The sequence below is a fragment of the Microbulbifer maximicatervae (SeqCode) genome, assembly GCF_056232625.1.
Genome location: NZ_CP174324.1, coordinates 2,339,718 through 2,359,678, shown reverse-complemented (window position 1 = coordinate 2,359,678; position 19,961 = coordinate 2,339,718). Strand labels below are relative to the sequence as shown.

The window sequence follows — 19,961 nt, the reverse complement described above, 5'->3', positions numbered from 1 at the left end:
ATTTTGTGATCGACGGGAGATTAGATCTCGGCAGCGAGACGTGAGCCCTGGTCGATAGCGCGCTTGGCATCGAGTTCTGCGGCTTCATCAGCGCCACCAATCAGGTGGGTGGTTACGCCGCGCTCTTGCAGAGCTTCGTATAGCTTGCGTGCAGGCTCCTGACCGGCGCAGACAATAATATTGTCGACTTCCAGTACCTTTTCCTCTTCACCAACGCGGATATGCAGGCCTTTATCGTCAATTTTGTCGTAAAGGGCACCGGCAATCATCTCTACCTTGCGATGCTGTAGGCTGCCGCGATGAATCCAGCCGGTGGTTTTACCCAGGCCCGCGCCCACTTTGGTGGTTTTGCGTTGCAATAGGTATACCTGGCGCGGAGAGCTTACTGCTTCGCGTGGCTTCAGGCCAGAGCGATTCTCCAGGGCAATATCGACACCCCATTCGTTGAAGAACTCTTCCTTATCGCTGGCGACCACTTCATCTTCAGTGGAGTGGGGGCCATCGTGGGTCAGGTACTCCGCTACATCAAAGCCGATACCGCCGGCACCGATAATGGCAACCTTCTCGCCAACCGGCTTCTTGTGCTTCAGTACATCCAGGTAACCCAGGACTTTATCGCTCTCAATGCCGGGGATCGGTGGAGTGCGCGGCTCGATACCGGTAGCAATAATCACTTCATCAAAAGATTGCAGGTCTTCTGCTGTGGCAATGGTATTAAGTTTTACTTCAACACCGGTGACTTCCAGGCGGCGCTTAAAGTAGCGCAGGGTTTCCTGGAATTCTGCCTTGCCGGGGATCTGCTTAGCGATATTGAACTGGCCACCAATCTTATCGCTGCCTTCGAACAGGGTTACTTCGTGTCCACGCTCTGCGGCAACGGTAGATGCGGCCATGCCCGCAGGGCCGGCGCCGATTACAGCTACCTTTTTCACGTTGTCGGTAGGCAGGTAGTTCAATTCGGTTTCGTGACAAGCGCGGGGGTTTACCAGGCAGGAGGTCAGTTTCAGCTGGAAAGTGTGGTCCAGACACGCTTGGTTACAGCCAATGCAAGTGTTGATCTCGTCGGCGCGGCCTTCGGCGGCTTTGTTGACGAACTCAGAGTCTGCCAGGAAGGGGCGTGCCATGGAGATCATGTCAGCCTGGCCGGAGGAAAGAACTTCTTCGGCAACTTCCGGCACATTGATACGGTTGCTGGCAACTACTGGGATAGACAGGTGCTTTTTCACCTTGGCAGTAATGTCGGTAAATGCCGCGCGGGGAACACTGGTGGCAATAGTGGGAACGCGCGCTTCGTGCCAGCCGATGCCGGTATTGATAATCGTGGCGCCAGCTTTTTCGATAGCCTGGCCCAGAGCCACTACTTCATCGAAGTCGCTGCCGTCTTCCACCAGGTCCAACATGGACAGGCGGTAAATAATAATAAAGTTCTCGCCGACGGCTTCCCGTACGCGGCGCACAACTTCGATCGGCAGGCGGATACGGTTTTCGAAGGAGCCGCCCCATTCATCGGTACGCTTGTTGGTGCGTTTCACGATGAACTGGTTAATAAAGTAACCCTCGGAGCCCATGATCTCTACACCATCGTAGCCGGCTTCGCGAGCCAGGGTGGCACAGCGTACATAGTCATCGATCTGGCCTTCGATTTCCTCGCTGGTCAATTCGCGCGGGGTGAAGGGGTTGATCGGCGCCTGGATGGGGGAGGGTGCAATCAGGTTTTCGTTGTAGGCATAGCGGCCGGTGTGCAGGATCTGCATACAGATCTTGCCGCCCTCAGCGTGAACAGCATCGGTGACTTCGCGGTGCTGCTGGGCTTCTTCCGAAGTGGTCATCTTCGAAGCGCCCTGGAATACGCCACTCTCTTCGTTCGGGGCAATACCACCGGTTACAATCAGGCCAACGCCACCGCGGGCACGTTCGGCAAAAAAGGCCGCCAAACGGGTGAAGCCATTGGGGTGTTCTTCCAGGTTGGTGTGCATGGAGCCCATCAGCACCCGGTTTTTCAGGGTGGTGAAGCCCAGGTCCAGGGGGGCAAGCATATTAGGGTAGGCTTGGGACATGGCAAATTTCTCTTCTTGTAACCTTTAGGGTTCATTTATGTATATGCAAAAAAGTGCATATCGTTGCCCAGCAGGATAACAAGACGGCCCACTGTGAAACAGTGACTTAACCGGTCGAATTCAGTGATCAATTACGGGCCCCATCTAACCTTGATGCGTCCCATTCTCATCTATAAATAAAGTGTTTTTTAAGGGTTCCCTGTCTCGACGTATACAGAGGCTCCTTTACTCCTCTACCAAGCTCACCAACTTGTTTCGCAGCCATTGATTGGCGGGGTCGTCGTGTTGATTTTTATGCCACAGCAGGTGCCAGTCCATTAGCGGTATTTGAAACGGAAGCTCAAATAATCGGGCTGAATACTGTCGCGCCAAGCTGGCGGGGACTGTCAGTGCCAGGTCGGTTCTCAATACCACTAAAGGTGCGACCCGGTAGTGCTGGACCCTCAATTTCACATTGCGACGGCGCCCTAACTTGTTCAGGGCGATATCTTCCAGGCCAGGACCACTGCGACGGCTGGAGACATGGATATGCTCCAACTTCAAGTATTGCTCCAAGGTAAGGCTGGCGGAATCCGCCAAGGGGTGATCCTGGCGCAACATACACAGGTAGCGATCGTTCATCAGTCGCTGTTGTTTTATGTGTGGGGAAGTGGGTACGGGAACATCCAGGGCAAAGTCCAGGGTGTTGGCGGCCAGTTCCTTGACCAGCTGCTCCCTTGGGACCTGGAAAGATTCGACAGCAATACCTGGGGCCTCCTGCTCCAGCGCTTCCAGCAACCTGGGTAAAAGGAAGGTTTCCGCCATGTCGTTCATGGAGAGGCGCAAGGTTTTTCTGGCTTCCTGTGGCACAAAGTGACGCTGCTCACTAAGGCTTGCCCCCAGTAGAGAAAGAGCTTCCTGGACCCTCGGCATAATGCTTTCAGTCAGTGGCGTCGGTGCCATACCGGTGGGGCTGCGAGTGAATAGTGGGTCGTCTAATGTACGGCGAAGTCGCGCCAGGGCATTACTGACAGCCGGCTGGGTGATGTGCAGTTGTTCAGCGGCACGAGTCAGATTTCGGGTTGTGTATATCGCCTCGAGCACGGGAAAGAGGTTCATGTCGATCCGCTGTAATTGCATTGCTGTCACCACCATCACTCTCATGAATGATTCAATATTCGCATAATAAACTTTGATGATTCAAATGCTGGAGATAGGGTTGGGGAGATCAAAAGGGGAGGGAAATAGGTGGCTGAATTTATTCTGGTACGTCACGGACAGGCTTCATTTGGGGCCGATGACTATGACAATCTCTCCGATACCGGCTGGCAACAGTCGCGCTGGTTGGGTGAATACTGGCGGGATAAGGGTATTCGTTTTGACCGGTTGCTGTGTGGCAACCTAACTCGGCACCGGCAAACTTTGGACGGCATTTGCGAGGGGCTGGAAATCCCCGGTGAAAATACCCGCAGTGTACTCACCCAGCTTAATGAATTTGATTTTCTAGCGGTTGCCAAGCATTACAGCGAACTATACCCGGATCGGGCACCGGGAGCAGGTGCCAGTCGCGCCGATTTTTATCGATTCCTGAAGAAGGGGATGCTGGCTTGGGCCGCCGGTGAGATCAGTCCACCGGAAACCTGGTCGCATTTTGAAGCCAGAATCGCAGATGCGCTTAAAAACATTTGTGATAGCCCCAAAGGCAGCCGAACCTTGGTTGTTAGTTCGGGCGGTGCCATTGCCATGATGTTGACGCAAATATTGGGCGGCTCAATTTCCACCGTCGCCAATCTCAATATGCAAATCCAAAACACAGCCGTTAGCCGTTTATTTTTCAGTGCAGAAAATATCAGTCTGCACAGTTTCAATCATGTGCCGCACCTGGATCGGGATGGGCGTCACGAACATATCACTTACAGTTGATCGGGCAGGTAGCGATGGAATTTGAATACTCAGACAAGGTAAAAGGACTGCTGGAACGCCTGCAAAATTTTATGCAGGAGTATATCTATCCCGCCGAAGCGATATTTATGCAGCAATTGCAGGAGGATCGCTGGGGAGAGCCGGCGATTTTGGCAGAATTAAAGATTAAAGCCCGGGAAGCGGAACTCTGGAATCTGTTCTTGCCGGATTCCCGTTACGGTGCCGGGCTCAATAACCTGGAGTATGCCCCCCTGGCTGAGGAAATGGGGAAAGTGCTTTTTGCATCGGAGGTATTTAACTGTAATGCCCCGGATACCGGCAATATGGAAGTTTTGGCTCAGTACGGTTCTGAGGCCCAGCGGGAACAATGGTTAACCCCGCTTTTGGATGGAAAAATCCGCTCTGCCTTTGCTATGACCGAACCCCGGGTTGCCTCCTCCGATGCCACTAATATTGAAACATCGATTACCCGCGATGGCGATAGTTACGTTATTAACGGCCACAAGTTTTATATCAGTGGTCTGATGAATAAACGCTGTAAAGTGATGATCGTGATGGGTAAGACCGACCCGGAGAATCCCAATCGCCACCAACAGCAATCGCAAATCCTGGTACCCACCGATACGCCTGGAGTCAAAATAGTTCGCCCGATGACGGTATTCGGTTATGACGATGCACCGGAAGGGCATGCGGAAGTGATTTTCGAAAATGTCCGGGTGCCCGCAAGCCATTTAATTCTTGGAGAGGGGCGCGGTTTTGAAATTGCCCAGGGACGCTTGGGGCCGGGCAGGATACACCACTGTATGCGGTTAATTGGCCAGGCTCAAAGAGCACTGGAGATGATGTCGGCACGCGCGGAGCAGCGCATTGTTTTTGGCCGCCCGATGAGCAAGCAGGGATCGGTGCGGGAAGATATTGCCAAATCTGCCTGCGAAATCGAGCAGGCACGCCTGCTGACTCTGAAGGCCGCTGCGCAAATGGATCGGTTGGGCAATAAGGCGGCCAAAGATTTAATCGCGATGATAAAAATTGTCGCGCCACAGATGGCTTGTAAGGTGATAGATCGCGCCATACAGATTCACGGCGCCGCGGGATTGGGGCAGGATTACAGTCTCGCCCATCACTATGCCTATGCTCGGACCATCCGTCTGGCGGATGGTCCCGATCAAGTCCATATGATGCAGTTGGGCAGGAACCTGGCTGCTCACTATGCCGCCGCGGAAAATCATGGAGGACTCAGTGACTGAGACGGTAAACAATTTGCGCAGCTCTGTGGAAGAGCTGCCTGTTAAGCGACTGCAAGAATATTTGTCCGGCAAAGTCGACGGTTTCAATGGGCCTGTAACGGTCACCAAATTTCCCGGTGGCCAGTCTAACCCCACTTTCAAGTTGCAGACCCCGGCGCGATCTTATGTATTGCGGCGCCAACCTCCCGGCAAGTTATTGAAATCTGCCCATGCCGTAGATCGGGAGTACCGGGTAATGTCAGCACTCGCCGATACTAATGTGCCGGTGCCCAGGGTATTGCACCTCTGTGAGGACCGGGACCTGATCGGTTCTATGTTTTATTTAATGGAATATTGTGAGGGCCGGATATTCTGGAATGCGGCACTGCCGGAAGTTGACGCCGAGCAGCGTAGCGCTATGTACGATGAAATGAATCGTGTACTGGCGGCCATGCACAGTTTGGATATTAATGCCGTAGGCCTTTCGGATTACGGCCGACCAGGTAATTACTTCCAGCGGCAGTTGGACCGCTGGAGCACTCAATATCGAGCCTCTGAGCTGGAGCCCATTGCCGCAATGGATGAGTTGATGGCCTGGTTGGGTGACGTTTTACCGGATGATGATGGGCGTATCGCATTGGTACACGGTGATTACCGGCTCGACAATATGATTTTCCATCCTCAGGAGCCCAAGGTCATAGCGCTTTTGGATTGGGAACTTTCCACACTGGGACATCCCTATGCCGACCTCGCTTACCAGTGTATGCAAATGCGAATGCCTGCAGGCAAAGACAAAATGTCCGGCCTATTAGGCTTGGATATAGAGGCCTTGGGCATCCCCTCCGAAAAAGAGTATGTGGCCAAATACTGCCAGCGAATGGGTATTGATGGGATTGATAATTGGCCGTTTTATTTGGCATTTAGCTTCTTCCGTCTGGCAGCGATTGTTCAGGGGGTGGTGAAGCGTGCAAAAGACGGCAATGCCTCCAATAAAAATGCGGCGAAACTGGGAGCCCTGGTAGAACCCCTCGCGCAAGCTGCATTGGATATCGCTGCTAACGGTTAACTTCTGAAATTATAAGGATAAGAAATGGCAAAGAATATTTTTGATCTCTCGGGAAAAATTGCCCTGGTGACGGGTGCCAGTCGAGGTATTGGTGAGGCCATCGCAAAACTTTTGGCTGAGCAGGGTGCCCATGTTTTGGTTTCCAGCAGAAAAATTGAGGGGTGTCAGGCCGTAGCCGATGCAATTGTGGATGCCGGTGGCTGTGCCGATGCGATCCCCTGCCATATTGGCAACATGGATAATATCCAGCAGGTTATTGGCGATATTCGCGAGCGATTTGGTCGCTTGGATATTTTGGTCAACAATGCGGCGACTAATCCCTATTTTGGTCATATTCTTGATACTGATCTAGCGGCCTTCGAAAAGACAGTAGAGGTCAATATACGCGGTTATTTCTTTATGTCGGTAGAAGCCGGCAAATTGATGCGAGAGCAGGGTGGTGGCGTTATTGTAAATACCGCTTCAGTGAATGCCTTGCAGCCGGGTGTTGGGCAGGGTATTTACTCAATTACCAAGGCGGCGGTGGTCAATATGACCAAAGCGTTTGCCAAGGAGTGTGCGCAATTTAATATCCGGGTGAATGCTTTACTACCAGGGCTTACAAAAACCAAATTTGCCGGGGCATTGTTTTCCCACGAGGATATTTATAAAACTGCGGTTGGCCATATTCCCATGCACCGCCATGCGGAGCCGGAAGAGATGGCGGGCACCGTTTTGTACTTGGTCTCCGATGCTTCCAGTTATACGACTGGAGAGTGTGTCGTTGTGGATGGTGGTTTGACTTCGTGTGGGGGGATTTAACCATGCATGATCCAATTCTCGATTTTAGCGATAAAGTCGCACTGATTACCGGTGCTGCCAGTGGATTTGGAAAATTACTAGCAGAGGAGCTTGGTTCTCGGGGCGCTCGTTTGGTATTGGGAGACATCAATGAAGAGGCCTTGATGCAGTTGGCAGACAAACTGGGAAGCCAAAATATCGCTGTGCGCGTCCAGCGCTGTGATGTTTCCCAAGAGTCTGATTGCGCTGCACTGGTGCAATTGGCCCAGTCAGAGTTTGGACAGCTGGATATCGCTGTTAACAATGCCGGAATCGCGCCTCCGATGATGTCTCTCAAGCAGACAGATGAGGCCATGATGGACCTTCAGTACAACGTTAACCTAAAGGGTGTTTTCCTGGGGCTTAAGCACCAGTTGCCCCTATTGAAGATGACCAGCGGAGCTGTACTGAATGTTTCCTCTATGGCGGGGCTGGGCGGTGCTCCCAAGATCGCCTCTTACGCAGCGGCAAAACATGGTGTGATCGGCCTGACCAAAACGGCAGCGATGGAAAACGCCAAGTACGGTATCCGTGTAAACGCGATTTGCCCCTTCTATTGCCTGACCCCGATGGTTACCGATATTGCAACTGAAGATGCCAGTCCTGAACAAGTTCAAGCGTTTCTCGCTGAGGGATGTCCGATGAAACGCCTGGGCAAGCCGGAAGAAGTTGTTGCGGCCATGTTGATGCTGGTTTCCCCAAAAATGACTTACATTACCGGGCAGGCACTGGCGGTAGATGGCGGTCTCTCGGCCTATTGAGGTTGGGAGTCGCTGAGAAAGCGAATAGAGAATCGAAAAGGAGCCTTCGATGCCTGTAGAAATTTCACCTGATAGCCTCGGCTATTACATCGGCTTTGAAACAGAGCCCACAGACTGGTTTGAAATTGACCAGCAGAGAGTTGATAGCTTTGCTGAGTGCACCTTGGATCGACAGTTTATTCATGTAGACCCAGAGGCCGCCGCCAAAACACCTTTTGGGGGAACGGTTGCCCATGGTTTTCTCTCATTGTCACTGCTGCCTTATTTTGTAGGGGCTCTACAGATAACGGTTACAAGTGCTTATATGGGGGTGAATTATGGTTTGGATAAAGTCCGCTTTATCAACCCGGTAAAGACCGGTAGCCGGGTGCGCGTATTTGGGAAAATACTGGATATTACGGAGAAAAAAGATTCCCAGTATCAAATTAAACTGATGCTAACTATGGAAATAGAGGGCGAGGCGAAGCCAGCTTTAGTTGCAGAGTGGATTTTCCTACAGATTACCTAGTGGGATCAGTATCAGGCCGGACCACCATGTTTCTAAGTCGCAGAGGAAAGTGGTGGTTTCGATCTGTTTGAGAGTTGTTTAAGGCGAGTTTACAAAAATGTTTCTTCTTGTTTAAGGGTGTTGAGACCCATGCGAACAATATTCAAGTGAGAAGCGGGAATACCTTTTTTGTAGTACTCACCAGTAAAGTCAAATTGTTGGACTTCGATAAATGGTGAGAATAGGGTGCACCCCCAATAGGGGTTTATACCCCACCAGCCATATTTCCCAGCGGTTCTGGGGTTTCTTTGAAAGAAGTTGTAAGCCCTTTTGATATTGTCATATTTGAGTTTGAATTTTCTTTTGTCATTGATGCTGTGGGCATCAAATATCACCAGGCATTGTATAGAGATGCCTTGCCTGCCAAGTGCATTGGCGATTTTTATCGCAGCATTTCCCCCTCTGCTGTAGCCAAACAATATCGCTGCTTTTTTGCGCGAAACCCCATTTTTAAGGTAACGGTAAATAGTTAGCTTTCGTGTGTGGGAGAATATCCGCCCATGAAGTTGGTTGATTACTGACTTTAGTACTGGATTTTCTCCGGCAGAAGGACCACCGGCACCGTAGATGCCCACGACAATGTAGTGGCTAAGTTGAGACTGTATAGGGAGTGAGAATTCGAATTGGCCGCTTGAACTTGATATCAGTTGTTTCTAGCTCCTTGAAGCCGTGCTCGATAAAATTCGGCAGTGACGCTTAGCACTTTTACGTAATTCATCGGGTAGGGATTCTTCACTTCCATCCTGCTGTTCTGCCCGCCAATAGTGGCACAAGGCAACATACTCGCCACTATTTACCTGATTGCGCAGTGCGAGCCAGGGATCTGGCGCTGGGGTAACTGCCATCACAGTTTCTTTCCAATCCCTTAACGCCGGCTCGTACAAATGCTGCTCGGTGGAATTTGCCTTGTGAGTGAAGGCACCCAGGTGTTGGGCTGGATGAAGAAGCAATAGCAAGGCGGTTACCAAGCTACAACTTACTGTTGCACGAGAGAGTAGATGATTGACGTTTACTTTCGGCTTGTAGGTTTGGGCTGTTTTATATAGATCGTCATCCAGCTGCTGCGGGGAAGTCAACGTCTCGGCTTCTTTAAAATATTGATTTTCCCAATTGCTCATAGCATTAACTCGATTACTCTTCGATAACTTCTACTTGCCAAGGTCTTCTCTCCGAACCGTATATCGCTTCGTCCAGTGCGGTTCGGGCGCGATGATATAGGGTGCGGCATTTATTGAGAGAGAGCTGCTCGATGTCAGCCACGGTTGCCAGTGGCAGCTTGCATTCCATATGCAGTAATAAAACATTGCGCAATTGAGAAGGTAAATTTTGAATCGCTGCGAGAATTCTATTCTGCTGGGGAGACTCTTGCGCGGATTTCTTCGAACTGGAAAATTCCTCAAGCTTGAGCAATTTATTGACTTGGATGTAAAGCCAACTTTTAAGCAGGCGCCCGTGCAATTCTGGCGGATTTTCCAAAAGACCACGCCAGAGTTTTTGCAAGAGTAAAGTGGATGAAGACGGCGCCATTTGCATACAGTAGCGATACAGGGAATCTTTATGACGGCTGTAGAGTTGACGGAACACAGCAGGTTTGCGCGACTCCTTGTAGTATTGGAATAGCGCCTCGTCAGATAGCTGGCGTAACTCTTTGAGAGACAATGTCTTGAGCCTCCGTACGCAAATTATCCCGCCTCGAGCCACTGGCCGAGTATTGGTTTATGCGGCGTCAATAAAGAAGATTGTAGTATGGTTCTGCGTCGCAATTATTCTCTGGCCAGTACTTATAATTTCAGCCGATGTCACGGTACGACAGATACGAATCTTCGGGCTTGCGAAGTATAGTTGCCCCTGGTTTGAGAGGTGGTTGCTCGGGTAAGGGCCAACGCCAGATTTATCAATAAGTGATGATGCGCCTAATTAAGCAATCAAACGTCAAAAAGAGGCTTGCTCCGGCAAGGGTAGTGGCAATTGAACAGGGCCTTGCCCCGCCCGGAGGTCTGTGAGTCGCAGGCCTACCCCAAGAAGGCGGATGGGAGCAGGGCGTTTTTCTCGACACTCCTGCAGTAGCTGGCGGAATTCAGAAATACGCCCGGCACGGCTGCTGCGCTCGTGGGTGCTGGTAGTAAAATCCGCGTACTTTACTTTTACGGTGGCACCATTTACTTCGTAACGATCGCCGAGTTTTTCCAGCCGCTCCAGTAGACGCATATACAGCTCTGTCAGCTGTTCCAGCCATTCGTCAAAACTGGATAAGTCTTCGCGAAAGGTGCGCTCGACACTAACACTCTTGCGGGAGCCATCGCCGCTTACCGGGCGATCGTCAACACCACGGCAAAGGTCGTAAAGGCGGCGGCCAAATTTGCCAAACTTCTTACTCAGTTCAACTTGCGAAAAATTGCGTAAATCCGCGCAAGTGCGAATGCCTTGTCGATGCATTTTCTCTGCGGTTACCCGTCCCACGCCATGAATTTTGTTGATAGGCAGGCGCAAAACAAATTGATCGACCTCGCTCGGTGTAATGACTGTCAATCCGTCAGGCTTCTGCCAATCACTGGCAATTTTGGCCAGGAATTTATTCGGGGCCACCCCGGCAGAAATTGTGATACCCAGGGTATCGCGCACCCGTTGCCGGATTTCCTCAGCGATTAGGGTGGCGCTGCCGTGGCAGCGGCCACTGTCGGTGACATCCAGGAAGGCTTCGTCCAGGGATAGGGGCTCAATATCATCGCAGTAGTCGAGAAATATCTCCCGTATCTGCCCGCTGACCTCCCGGTACTTAGCCATGTTGCCGGGTACTACAATCAAATCAGGGCACAGTTTCTTGGCCTGGGCGGTAGGCATTGCAGAGCGAACCCCATAGCTGCGGGCTTCATAGTTGCAGGTAGAGATCACTCCGCGGCGGTCGCTACTGCCTCCAACGGCCAAAGGGCGTCCACGGAGATTGGGATCGTCACGCATTTCGACCGAAGCGTAGAAGCAGTCACAATCACAGTGGATAATCTTTCTCATGCTGTGATTATATACAGTGTTATGTCGTGCCAGAAAGTAATTTATGCCACTTGGACACCCGGCGATGACAGGTAGGTGAATAATGAGCAGTATTCCGTTGGTCGAGCACCCAGCTTCCGATGATGTAGCCAGGGTTTTTGCTGAGATTGATGACGAGCTGGGGGGAATCCCCAGTCTGTTCCGTGTCTACGCCCAACACCCGGGATTGCTTGAGGCAAACTGGTACAAGTTTAAGACGGTGATGATTCACGGCTGTTTGTCGGCGCAGCTGAAAGAAGCCATTGGCCTGGCAGTCTCAGCCGATAACCACTGTGACTATGGCATTTACCATCACAGTATGTCTCTGCAAATGCTTGGGGTGGAAACGGATGAAGTGATGCGAATTCGCACTGACCCCAAGCATGTGCACTTTTCTGAAAAAGAGCACGCCCTGTTTGACTTGGCGCGCAATGCCAACAGCGCCCCTGATGACCATCGCGAGCACCTGATCGCCGCTGCGCGAAAGCTCGGTGCCGGTGATGATGAGATTCTTGAGGCGTTGGGCGTAATGGAGATGGTACTGGGGGCCAATCACATTGCTGAAGTGCTCAGCCTGGCGCCGACCCGAGTGCCTCACAAGAAGTAATAACAGGCGCCCTTGGGCGGCTGTTCTACTTGGGTCTGCCGAAAATCAGTGCCAGCACAAACATCACAAGGAAAATAAAGAAGAGAATCTTGGCTATTTCAGTTGCGGTCGAAGCGATGCCACTAAAGCCAAAGAAGGCGGCGATCAGCGCAATAACCAGGAAGGTGACAGCCCAGCGCAACATAAGAGGCTCCCAATAGAGTGGAGGGAGCCTTGGGCTCCCGTTCCGCTAATTGATAGAGTCCCGCTCCACAGGTTCCAAATGGTCGCCTGCTTTCATCAGGGTTAGTTGCTCCAGTGTGGCAAACTGGAAGCCCTTTTGCCTGAGTTGCGCAGTAATGAGGGGCAGGGCCTCCATTACCTGATGGTGCTGACCATACATGGGATGCAGCAGAACTACACTTCCGTCTTTTGCCCTCTGGGATATATAGTCAGCTGCGACTTGAGCGCCGCCTGCTTGCAGTTGCTCAGTAGGATCGATATCCCAGTGAGCAATCTTGAACTGGTGATCGCTTAAAAGCGTGCCCAGCTCGTCAGACATCTTTCCGTGAGGAGGGAGAAACATGGGCTTGCTGGTATAGCCATTACTTTGTAGTAGCCGACAGGTTTTTTTAATCTCTTCCTTGGCACTACTCAAAGGCATCTGGGAAAGGTTTGTGTGTGAGTAACCATGGTTGCCTAACTGATGTCCAGCCTGAATGATTGCCTGGGTCTGCTCCGGGTACCTTTCCATTTCCTGCCCTGTAGGGAAAAAAGTGGCGGTCACTTCCAAAGACTCGAGCCGCTTTAACAGTGGCTCGGTTTTGTCGGGGGAGGGCCCCTCATCAAAAATAAGCGCTACCCATTTATCCTTGCCGGTAATTGCCTGGGCACAGGTTGAAAATACAAAAAGCCAAATGCAAATAGCATTAATTATTATTTTCATTTTTTGGGGTTTCCACAGATAGAAAAAAAGCCGTCAATGACGGCTTTTTTCTTTGAACTTGTTTAGCGCTCCAGCTGGTCCAGCTTGCCCTTCTTGCCGTCCCACTCCTCGGCATCCGGTAATGGGTCTTTCTTCTCAGTAATATTGGGCCATACCTCGGCGAGTTCTGCGTTCAACTCGATAAATTCCTGCTGATCGTCCGGAACCTCATCCTCAGAGAAAATCGCGTTGGCGGGGCACTCCGGCTCACACAGGGCGCAGTCGATACACTCGTCTGGGTGAATTACCAGGAAGTTGGGGCCTTCGTAAAAACAGTCTACCGGGCAAACCTCTACACAGTCGGTGTATTTACACTTAATGCAGTTTTCCCCAATTACGAATGTCATGTTTGTCCCTCGATAGTGCCACTGAATTCTTCGTGCAGCGGATTTTATCAATTACTGGCGCGAATTGTAGTGGCTTTTCAGTCGATTTAGTTCACTGTTTATAACAGGATGAATTGGGCGACCAGGGTCGCCCGGTCTTTTACTTCAGTAACTTGCGTAAAGAATAGAGCGCTTCCAGTGCTTGGCGTGGCGTCAAATCGTCCGGATCAAGCTCCTCAAGGGCATCCACGGCCGGGTGGCTTGGGCTGCCAAACAGATCTACCTGCTGGGGGGAACCAGGGCCCGCGGGCATTGGCACAGAGGCTTCTTCCGGCTCCTGTTTGGGGGCCGGTGCAGGCGTAGCAATAGGAGCTGGCACATCTACCGACTGGGCGCCGGCTTCCAATGCTGCCAAGCGCGCGCGGGCCTCGGTCAATACATCACTGGGGATGCCGGCCAGTTTGGCCACCTGCAACCCGTAACTTTTAGAGGCGGGCCCTTCCTGGATGCGGTGCAGGAAGACAATTCCCTCGCCGTGCTCGGTGGCATCCAAGTGGATATTGGCGGCCTCAGAGCATTGGCTGGGCAGGTCAGTCAGTTCAAAGTAATGGGTGGCGAACAGTGTAAAGGCGCGCACTTTCCCTGCCAGATAGTGGGCACAGGCCCAGGCAAGGGACAGGCCGTCGTAAGTGCTGGTACCACGGCCAATCTCATCCATCAGTACCAAGCTGTGCTCGGTGGCATTGCGCAGGATATTGGCGGTCTCGGTCATTTCCACCATAAAGGTGGAGCGGCCACCGGCCAGGTCATCGGCACTGCCGATGCGAGTGAAGATACGATCCAGCAAGCCGATCTGGGCACTATCGGCGGGTACGTAACTGCCACAGTGGGCCAACAGGGCAATCAATGCCGTCTGGCGCATATAGGTAGATTTACCGCCCATGTTCGGGCCGGTAATTACCAGCATGCGGCGGTCGTCGTGCAATTCAATATCGTTGGCCACAAAGGGCTCATCCAATACCTGCTCCACCACCGGATGACGCCCGCCGGTAATATGCAGGCCCGGCTCAGTGCCCAGTTCTGGGCGGCACAGGCGCAAATCGTCAGCGCGCTCGGCCAAGCATGCCAGCACGTCCAATTCGGAGATACCGGCTGCGGCGGCTTGGAGTTCTGCCAGGGACTCATTCAACTGATTGATCAGCTCTTCGTACAGCGCCTTTTCACGAGCCAGTGCACGGCTCTTGGCGGAGAGCGCCTTGTCTTCAAACTCCTTCAGTTCGGGAGTAATGAAGCGCTCTGCATTTTTCAGGGTCTGGCGGCGAATATATTCAGCTGGCGCTTTATCGCTTTGCCCGCGACTGATTTCAATAAAGTAGCCGTGCACCCGGTTGTAACCCACCTTAAGGGTGGGAATACCGGTGCGCTCTTTTTCCCGCTGCTCCAGTTGCACCAGGTAATCGCCGGCGTTTTCACTGATAGCGCGCAGCTCGTCCAGTTCTTCGTCGTAGCCGGTAGCAATAACGCCACCGTCGCGAATTACTACCGGAGGGTTTTCAATAATGGCATCTTGCAGCAGCTCTACGGTTTCTGGCCACTCGCCGATCTGGCTGCACAATTCATTCAATAAAGTTGCGTCAGATTCCGCCAACTGTTGCTGAATTTCCGGGAATTGAGCCAGGGACTGGCCCAGGCGAGCCAAATCCCGAGGACGTGCAGAGCGCAGTGCCAAACGGCCCAGGATTCGCTCCATATCGCCCACAGGTTTGAGGGCATCACGCAGAGGCTCAAAGCCATAATCGGCAATTAATGCTGCGATGGCATCCTGGCGGTTGCGCAAGGTAGTCAGCTGGCGCAAAGGGTTGTTAAACCAGCGGCGCAGCAAGCGGCTACCCATAGCGGTTTTACAGCTATCGAAGACCGACAATAGGGTATTGTCATCGCCACCGTTCAGGTTCAGATCAATCTCTAGATTGCGGCGGCTGGCACCATCCAAGGCGACTGTCTCATCACCACTTTCCGTCAGTAGGCCGCGGATATGGGGCAGTTCGGTACGCTGGGTGTCCCGTGCGTATTGCAGCAGGCAGCCGGCAGCGATAACAGCACCGTGCATATGGCTACAACCAAAGGCCTCCAGGTTCATGGTGCCGAATTGCTGGTTGAGCAGACGCAAAGCGCTCTCCAGTTCGAACTCCCAAGGTGCGCGGCGGCGCACGCCCGCGCGGCGCTCGATTTCAACCGGCAGGCTAAGGTCTTCCGGCGCAAGCAGTTCAGCGGGATTGTGGCGCTGCACCTGCTCGGCCAGGGCTTCCAGAGTATCTGTTTCCTGAACCACAAAACGACCGGTTGCCAGGTCCAGCAGTGCCAGGCCAAATACATCGCCCAAGTGCGAAATAGCAGCCAGGAGGTTATCGCGGCGATCGTTGAGAAGTGCCTCGTCCGTGACCGTGCCCGGAGTAACAATACGTACGACCTGGCGCTCAACCGGCCCCTTGCTGGTGGCGGGATCACCGATTTGTTCACAGATGGCAACGGAAACACCAGCTTTAATCAGCCGTGCCAAGTAGCCCTCAGCTGCATGGTAGGGAATACCGGCCATGGGGATAGGTTCCCCCCCGGACTTGCCACGGGCAGTAAGGGTGACATCCAACAGCTCAGCCGCCTTCTTGGCATCATCAAAGAACAGCTCGTAAAAGTCCCCCATGCGGTAGAACACCAGCTCTTGGGGATGCTGGGCCTTGATGCGCATGTATTGTTGCATCATGGGGGTGTGTTCGGGTTTCGCGGCCTTGGTCTTGTTTGCGGTTTTTGGCATTTTTCTCTAAGAAAATCAGTAAGTTACAAAAGTGTTCGCAAACCCCAAGAGCCCCGCAGGAGTGGCGGCCGGCTCAGATTGGGGTAGGGGGCAGGTTTCCTCGGGGGCTTAATAAGCAGAAGCGTTCGATCAAATAATGAACGGCAAGCCCAAACCTGATGTTCTTGAAGCATGCAATCGGGATAGATCTGAACAGAAGGGTCCAGGCTAAAGTTCGAAGGGCTTCTTTATAGGGGGCGCAGAATAGCAGAGTGGGGGGCAAACCACTATGGATGGCTTATCAACTGCAAGTGAAATGGCCAGCAGCGACACTGTGATTTTATGAGAGGCTTGTAGGGAAGCGGGACGTTTTCCTCTTTGAGGTAAGGACCGTCACTTTTCTTTGCTCTAATGAGTCTGCTGCTGATCTCAACAAAAAAGATTCCTGACTCAGTAAGATCGAGTACTAAGCAAGCCAATTCTTTACGCGGTAGCGCATCCTTCCAGCTGGGACATGTGTGCATAGTAGGCTGATGAAATACAGCACTGATAACTAAGTCCTGCTTCGTATATCAGAATTCAAAAGACGCTGCTCCTATTTCTGGGGAGAATTCTATAACTTGTTGATTTTTAAAGGATGTAAAAAATGATATAAAGCAGGGAGAGCGCGGAATTATAAAGACGCTGCTTTATATCTACTTGTTTTGTTTCGTGACACTCAATGTATTTTTTTGATTTTATTGGGTTTTTAAGCAGGCTTTGATTGAGGGCGGTAGAATTATAGAGAAGGGTGATATATAGACGCTGCTTTTGAATTAACTGTTATTGGTCGCTCGCTCCAGTTTTGCGGGGGTTCAATAAAGAATAGCAGGTAATTATTAGGTTGCTGTATAAAAAAACAGTATTGGCGGGAAAGCCCATAGCCAACGGTTCGACCTTCATGTAAGCTTCGAAGCTTCAGCGACGCTCGCATAACGAAGTTAATGCGGACGGCGCAGCCGCTTCGAAGCAAGGCCGCGAACCTAGTGCTGCTAGTTTCTCTCTCCGAATCGTGGTAGACAATAAAAGAAAGATATTTGTAGTGGATTTGTACACAGTGCCACGAGCAACAAATAACAACCCGATTATGCGGAAACCTAAAAGTTGTCATTCCCTTTGCTTGCACAAAGGCACTGCCAACTTTCTTAACGGTTCCGCATATCTATTTTCGTTAATTCCATTCTTGAGTACATAAAATTGAGTCATTCTCTAAATATCATCAACTTCTTGAATACAGGAAATTTTTTGGGGCTGGCTGTTGGTGCATCAAAGCAAGATGTTCTCACAATACTGGGAGTCCCTACTGGTTGGGCTAGAAGCGATACTAAAGATAAAATTGAAACTTATAGAAATGCAAGTATGTGGGGGTACGGCCCGTGGGTATTTTACTTTGATGGGGATATCTTAGACGCGATTACAGGTAACTTTGGATTTCGAGAATTAGAATTTTCTGATTTTTCAGAAGTTTCTGGCTGGGGTGTTGAAGAATTTAAGCAAGCACTTGAGGAAGAAGGTATAGATTTCTATGTTGCACCCAAGAAGCTCTGCTTTATTGATCTTGATGGCAGCAAACACGAGCGCAGGCGTAGATTGGCATATGAAACTCTATTTGTTGGTAAAGATTTAAATGGTAGAGTTTATTTCGACGATAGCAGTGTGAGTCAGGTAGCCTATCCATGCAGTCCAGTGGCTCAGGTTGTTGGGAAAAAGATTAATGCAAAAGCGGCTGAAAAAGGTTGGCGCCTGGTGCGATAGTATGGCACTTAACAAGGCGATGAATTTCGTTCCGGCCCTGCGGGCCTCCACCGGACTGTCGCTGCTGTGCAGCGCCAGCCGATTATCGCGGCGTTAGGGCTCTAGGAAAGTATGGGCATATCTGAGAATAAAAGAGAAGAGACGATAAAGGGATTATCGCTAAGACCTGAATTGGTTGATCTGTTTCTAGGAAAAGGTGATTTCGGTGCGTTTTCTCATTATTTTGAGAAGCCTGAGTATTTTTACTCTAATAGCTGGCCTCAATTTGAAGAAAGAAAGCTATTACCGTTGTGGGAGTTCTCTGAAGACATATATGCTCTAGATATAAAGGAGAATAAGCTGGTTTCCTTCAACATCGAAAGCCCTGAGGAGTATGAGATATTCGATTCAATTGATCAGGGACTATTCAATATGATTGAGCTTCACACTTGGGAGTTCGGCGGCGCAGATCAAGAGATCAGTGAAGCGATAGAATTCGCAAAGAGAGTCAAACTGCCTAATCACTCAGGTTTACTAAATCTCTTTGACAACTATATGGAGTGCACAGAAGAGATGATTTCAGAGCACCGAGATGCACTTTAACAAAGAAGCCCTAACAAGGGCAGGCACGATCGCAAACACTTCGTATTTGCTGGACCTCCGACGCTTTGCGGCTCCGGCCCGTGCTGCTGGCGTTAGGTGATCATGAATAGTGGAATTAAGTTCCCAGTTATAGCCTTAGTGTTCTTTATATTAGCGGGCTGTAGCTCCCCGCAGTTGTATCAAGGACGTGTTCTGAATTGTAGTGGGAATCCAATCGCGAGCGCTGAAGTCGGAGCCTGGAAAAATGTATACATTCCATTTTACTTACCTGAAAATTTAGGTACGGCCACAACGGATCAAAATGGTTACTTTGTGCTTAAGACGGGTAAGCGGGCATCATTTTTCAGTTATCCTATTGGTGCAATTCAAATGCAAAGTCACCCAAGCAGGTCGGTGACATCGTGCCAATGACCACACCTAACAAGCAGCGGCAGAGCGACAGCCAACGCTACGCACCTTTTGTGTTACTCGCTGGCGCTCAAACATTAACACAAAACGTGCTCCGCGCTGGCTGCGTCTGCGCTGGGCGTTATGTGAATATATGAGTGACTATAAGGAATATATAGAACAATTAGGTTCACCTGATGAAATAGTTCAAGACACGGCGGTAGCATATCTAGGGGATTTATTAGAGTTCCATAATATTCCTAAACACGAACACCAAGAAATCACGGATGCTTTAGTTAATCAGCTAAGGAATTGTTCTAGTGATGCTGTTACAGAATCTATTTTGAGTTCACTTTGGTACAGTTCCGATAGAAATCTAGATTTATCGACTCTATTCGAGTTTTTACCTGGTAAGATGACGGGCTTCAATGACTATTGCCTTTCTCAATCTATATACTTGCTTGGTACTAGCGGAAAAAAAGAATTTGTTGAGTTGCTACGGCCCTATAAAAACTACCATTCATATTGGGTAAAGGAAGCTACTGAGGAGGCTACAATTGAAATTGCAAACACATAACAAAACAAAGCATGTCGCACCTTCGGTGCTGGACCTCCGCACTGCGTGCTCCGGCCCATGTTTGCGGCGTTAGCTGGCTAAGAGTTCACCACGAAGGAGATCAAATGCCAACAATAAGATTTACTGGCCCAGCACTTGTAGCCAGTGCCGAAGAAAATGTTGATGGATCACTTGATTTAATAAGTGACAAGGCAACCTTGGAATCCTTAAATGGAATGAGCTACGAAGATGAAGAGTTTTCCGACTATCTATATGATAGAGAGGAGACAAAGAGTTTCGCTGAGTATGTCTCCGGCGGCATCTTATCGTTCTCTTATGACACTTCTTCTAGCTCATTGATTGGCTCTATTGAGTATCTGCTGTCTAGACCGCTCTCTGCTGATGAAGTTGAAGCTCTGGAAGAATATACAATCGAGCAATTAACCGACGGTATCTGCTCCAATTTTTCACAAGAAAGAGCATTGAGGGGTGAAGTCACCCCATTTATTAATCATGAAGAATTGTCTTACCATCAAGCCAGCTAACAAG

General features: G+C 50.7%; 21 protein-coding genes. 11 read left to right on the top strand and 10 right to left on the bottom strand.

Annotation, left to right across the window (positions count from 1 at the left end; all coding sequences use genetic code 11):
• Positions 1–20: 20 nt before the first annotated feature.
• Positions 21–2,057, bottom strand: coding sequence for an oxidoreductase (locus ACJJI6_RS10325; protein WP_413664906.1), 2,037 nt, complete (start codon positions 2,055–2,057; stop codon positions 21–23).
• Between the two features lie 225 nt (positions 2,058–2,282).
• Positions 2,283–3,176, bottom strand: coding sequence for a LysR family transcriptional regulator (locus ACJJI6_RS10320; protein WP_475708436.1), 894 nt, complete (start codon positions 3,174–3,176; stop codon positions 2,283–2,285).
• Positions 3,177–3,284: 108 nt separating this feature from the next.
• Between ACJJI6_RS10320 and ACJJI6_RS10315 the strand changes: the two genes are divergently transcribed.
• The 6 genes from ACJJI6_RS10315 to ACJJI6_RS10290 are packed head-to-tail and all read left to right on the top strand — an operon-like array spanning position 3,285 to position 8,339.
• Positions 3,285–3,959, top strand: a complete 675-nt coding sequence (locus ACJJI6_RS10315) for a histidine phosphatase family protein (protein WP_475708435.1) — start codon at positions 3,285–3,287, stop codon at positions 3,957–3,959.
• Positions 3,960–3,973: 14 nt separating this feature from the next.
• Complete coding sequence (locus tag ACJJI6_RS10310) at positions 3,974–5,206, top strand: acyl-CoA dehydrogenase family protein (protein WP_413664908.1); 1,233 nt, start codon at positions 3,974–3,976, stop codon at positions 5,204–5,206.
• Positions 5,199–6,251: a phosphotransferase gene (locus ACJJI6_RS10305; RefSeq protein ID WP_475713317.1), complete on the top strand. Its 1,053-nt coding sequence runs from the start codon at positions 5,199–5,201 to the stop codon at positions 6,249–6,251. The genes ACJJI6_RS10310 and ACJJI6_RS10305 overlap by 8 nt, the downstream gene beginning before the upstream one ends.
• Before the next feature lie 24 nt (positions 6,252–6,275).
• Positions 6,276–7,052, top strand: coding sequence for an SDR family oxidoreductase (locus ACJJI6_RS10300; protein WP_282931833.1), 777 nt, complete (start codon positions 6,276–6,278; stop codon positions 7,050–7,052).
• A gap of 2 nt (positions 7,053–7,054) precedes the next feature.
• On the top strand, positions 7,055–7,831 hold the full coding sequence (locus ACJJI6_RS10295) for an SDR family NAD(P)-dependent oxidoreductase (RefSeq protein WP_475713316.1): 777 nt from the start codon (positions 7,055–7,057) through the stop codon (positions 7,829–7,831).
• A gap of 49 nt (positions 7,832–7,880) precedes the next feature.
• On the top strand, positions 7,881–8,339 hold the full coding sequence (locus ACJJI6_RS10290; protein WP_475713315.1) for a MaoC family dehydratase: 459 nt from the start codon (positions 7,881–7,883) through the stop codon (positions 8,337–8,339).
• Positions 8,340–8,428: 89 nt separating this feature from the next.
• Here ACJJI6_RS10290 and ACJJI6_RS10285 read toward each other — a convergent pair whose 3' ends face one another.
• From ACJJI6_RS10285 to dinB, 4 genes are all read right to left on the bottom strand, one after another.
• The gene (locus ACJJI6_RS10285) at positions 8,429–8,953 is read right to left on the bottom strand and encodes a hypothetical protein (RefSeq protein ID WP_445357961.1); all 525 of its coding nucleotides are present in this window, start codon (positions 8,951–8,953) and stop codon (positions 8,429–8,431) included.
• Between the two features lie 78 nt (positions 8,954–9,031).
• A complete protein-coding gene (locus tag ACJJI6_RS10280) occupies positions 9,032–9,496 on the bottom strand; it encodes a hypothetical protein (RefSeq protein WP_444905969.1) in 465 nt (154 codons plus the stop codon).
• A 13-nt stretch (positions 9,497–9,509) separates the two neighbouring features.
• On the bottom strand, positions 9,510–10,037 hold the full coding sequence (locus tag ACJJI6_RS10275) for an RNA polymerase sigma factor (protein ID WP_444927145.1): 528 nt from the start codon (positions 10,035–10,037) through the stop codon (positions 9,510–9,512).
• Between the two features lie 273 nt (positions 10,038–10,310).
• The gene (dinB, locus tag ACJJI6_RS10270) at positions 10,311–11,387 is read right to left on the bottom strand and encodes a DNA polymerase IV (RefSeq protein WP_444915925.1); all 1,077 of its coding nucleotides are present in this window, start codon (positions 11,385–11,387) and stop codon (positions 10,311–10,313) included.
• An 82-nt stretch (positions 11,388–11,469) separates the two neighbouring features.
• Here dinB and ACJJI6_RS10265 point away from each other — a divergent pair, with 82 nt between their 5' ends.
• A complete protein-coding gene (locus ACJJI6_RS10265) occupies positions 11,470–12,012 on the top strand; it encodes a carboxymuconolactone decarboxylase family protein (RefSeq protein ID WP_413664916.1) in 543 nt (180 codons plus the stop codon).
• Between the two features lie 25 nt (positions 12,013–12,037).
• Here ACJJI6_RS10265 and ACJJI6_RS10260 read toward each other — a convergent pair whose 3' ends face one another.
• The 4 genes from ACJJI6_RS10260 to mutS all read right to left on the bottom strand — a co-directional run bounded on the left by ACJJI6_RS10260 (position 12,038) and on the right by mutS (position 16,114).
• The gene (locus ACJJI6_RS10260) at positions 12,038–12,196 is read right to left on the bottom strand and encodes a DUF1328 domain-containing protein (RefSeq protein WP_282931841.1); all 159 of its coding nucleotides are present in this window, start codon (positions 12,194–12,196) and stop codon (positions 12,038–12,040) included.
• A gap of 45 nt (positions 12,197–12,241) precedes the next feature.
• Positions 12,242–12,937 (bottom strand): polysaccharide deacetylase family protein, encoded by a 696-nt coding sequence (locus tag ACJJI6_RS10255; RefSeq protein WP_475713314.1) that lies wholly within the window; start codon positions 12,935–12,937, stop codon positions 12,242–12,244.
• 62 nt (positions 12,938–12,999) lie between these two features.
• Positions 13,000–13,323, bottom strand: coding sequence for a ferredoxin FdxA (gene fdxA, locus ACJJI6_RS10250; RefSeq protein WP_108732342.1), 324 nt, complete (start codon positions 13,321–13,323; stop codon positions 13,000–13,002).
• Positions 13,324–13,462: 139 nt separating this feature from the next.
• The gene (gene mutS, locus ACJJI6_RS10245) at positions 13,463–16,114 is read right to left on the bottom strand and encodes a DNA mismatch repair protein MutS (RefSeq protein ID WP_475713313.1); all 2,652 of its coding nucleotides are present in this window, start codon (positions 16,112–16,114) and stop codon (positions 13,463–13,465) included.
• 1,215 nt (positions 16,115–17,329) lie between these two features.
• Between mutS and ACJJI6_RS10240 the strand changes: the two genes are divergently transcribed.
• The 4 genes from ACJJI6_RS10240 to ACJJI6_RS10225 all read left to right on the top strand — a co-directional run bounded on the left by ACJJI6_RS10240 (position 17,330) and on the right by ACJJI6_RS10225 (position 19,957).
• Positions 17,330–17,887 (top strand): hypothetical protein, encoded by a 558-nt coding sequence (locus ACJJI6_RS10240; protein ID WP_475713312.1) that lies wholly within the window; start codon positions 17,330–17,332, stop codon positions 17,885–17,887.
• Positions 17,888–17,998: 111 nt separating this feature from the next.
• Positions 17,999–18,469, top strand: a complete 471-nt coding sequence (locus ACJJI6_RS10235; protein WP_475713311.1) for a hypothetical protein — start codon at positions 17,999–18,001, stop codon at positions 18,467–18,469.
• A gap of 541 nt (positions 18,470–19,010) precedes the next feature.
• Complete coding sequence (locus ACJJI6_RS10230; protein ID WP_475713310.1) at positions 19,011–19,433, top strand: hypothetical protein; 423 nt, start codon at positions 19,011–19,013, stop codon at positions 19,431–19,433.
• Positions 19,434–19,537: 104 nt separating this feature from the next.
• Complete coding sequence (locus ACJJI6_RS10225; RefSeq protein WP_445363335.1) at positions 19,538–19,957, top strand: hypothetical protein; 420 nt, start codon at positions 19,538–19,540, stop codon at positions 19,955–19,957.
• The last annotated feature ends 4 nt before the right edge of the window (positions 19,958–19,961 follow it).

Excerpts from the sequence above, each read along its gene's own strand:
- dinB (WP_444915925.1), bottom strand. The coding sequence starts at position 11,387 with ATGAGAAAGATTATCCACTGTGATTGTGACTGCTTCTACGCTTCGGTC.
- ACJJI6_RS10295 (WP_475713316.1), top strand. The coding sequence starts at position 7,055 with ATGCATGATCCAATTCTCGATTTTAGCGATAAAGTCGCACTGATTACC.
- ACJJI6_RS10310 (WP_413664908.1), top strand. The coding sequence starts at position 3,974 with ATGGAATTTGAATACTCAGACAAGGTAAAAGGACTGCTGGAACGCCTG.
- ACJJI6_RS10290 (WP_475713315.1), top strand. The coding sequence starts at position 7,881 with ATGCCTGTAGAAATTTCACCTGATAGCCTCGGCTATTACATCGGCTTT.
- ACJJI6_RS10280 (WP_444905969.1), bottom strand. The coding sequence starts at position 9,496 with ATGAGCAATTGGGAAAATCAATATTTTAAAGAAGCCGAGACGTTGACT.
- ACJJI6_RS10300 (WP_282931833.1), top strand. The coding sequence starts at position 6,276 with ATGGCAAAGAATATTTTTGATCTCTCGGGAAAAATTGCCCTGGTGACG.
- fdxA (WP_108732342.1), bottom strand. The coding sequence starts at position 13,323 with ATGACATTCGTAATTGGGGAAAACTGCATTAAGTGTAAATACACCGAC.
- mutS (WP_475713313.1), bottom strand. The coding sequence starts at position 16,114 with ATGCCAAAAACCGCAAACAAGACCAAGGCCGCGAAACCCGAACACACC.
- ACJJI6_RS10225 (WP_445363335.1), top strand. The coding sequence starts at position 19,538 with ATGCCAACAATAAGATTTACTGGCCCAGCACTTGTAGCCAGTGCCGAA.
- ACJJI6_RS10320 (WP_475708436.1), bottom strand. The coding sequence starts at position 3,176 with ATGCAATTACAGCGGATCGACATGAACCTCTTTCCCGTGCTCGAGGCG.
- ACJJI6_RS10255 (WP_475713314.1), bottom strand. The coding sequence starts at position 12,937 with ATGAAAATAATAATTAATGCTATTTGCATTTGGCTTTTTGTATTTTCA.
- ACJJI6_RS10265 (WP_413664916.1), top strand. The coding sequence starts at position 11,470 with ATGAGCAGTATTCCGTTGGTCGAGCACCCAGCTTCCGATGATGTAGCC.
- ACJJI6_RS10230 (WP_475713310.1), top strand. The coding sequence starts at position 19,011 with ATGAGTGACTATAAGGAATATATAGAACAATTAGGTTCACCTGATGAA.
- ACJJI6_RS10325 (WP_413664906.1), bottom strand. The coding sequence starts at position 2,057 with ATGTCCCAAGCCTACCCTAATATGCTTGCCCCCCTGGACCTGGGCTTC.
- ACJJI6_RS10235 (WP_475713311.1), top strand. The coding sequence starts at position 17,999 with ATGGGCATATCTGAGAATAAAAGAGAAGAGACGATAAAGGGATTATCG.
- ACJJI6_RS10260 (WP_282931841.1), bottom strand. The coding sequence starts at position 12,196 with ATGTTGCGCTGGGCTGTCACCTTCCTGGTTATTGCGCTGATCGCCGCC.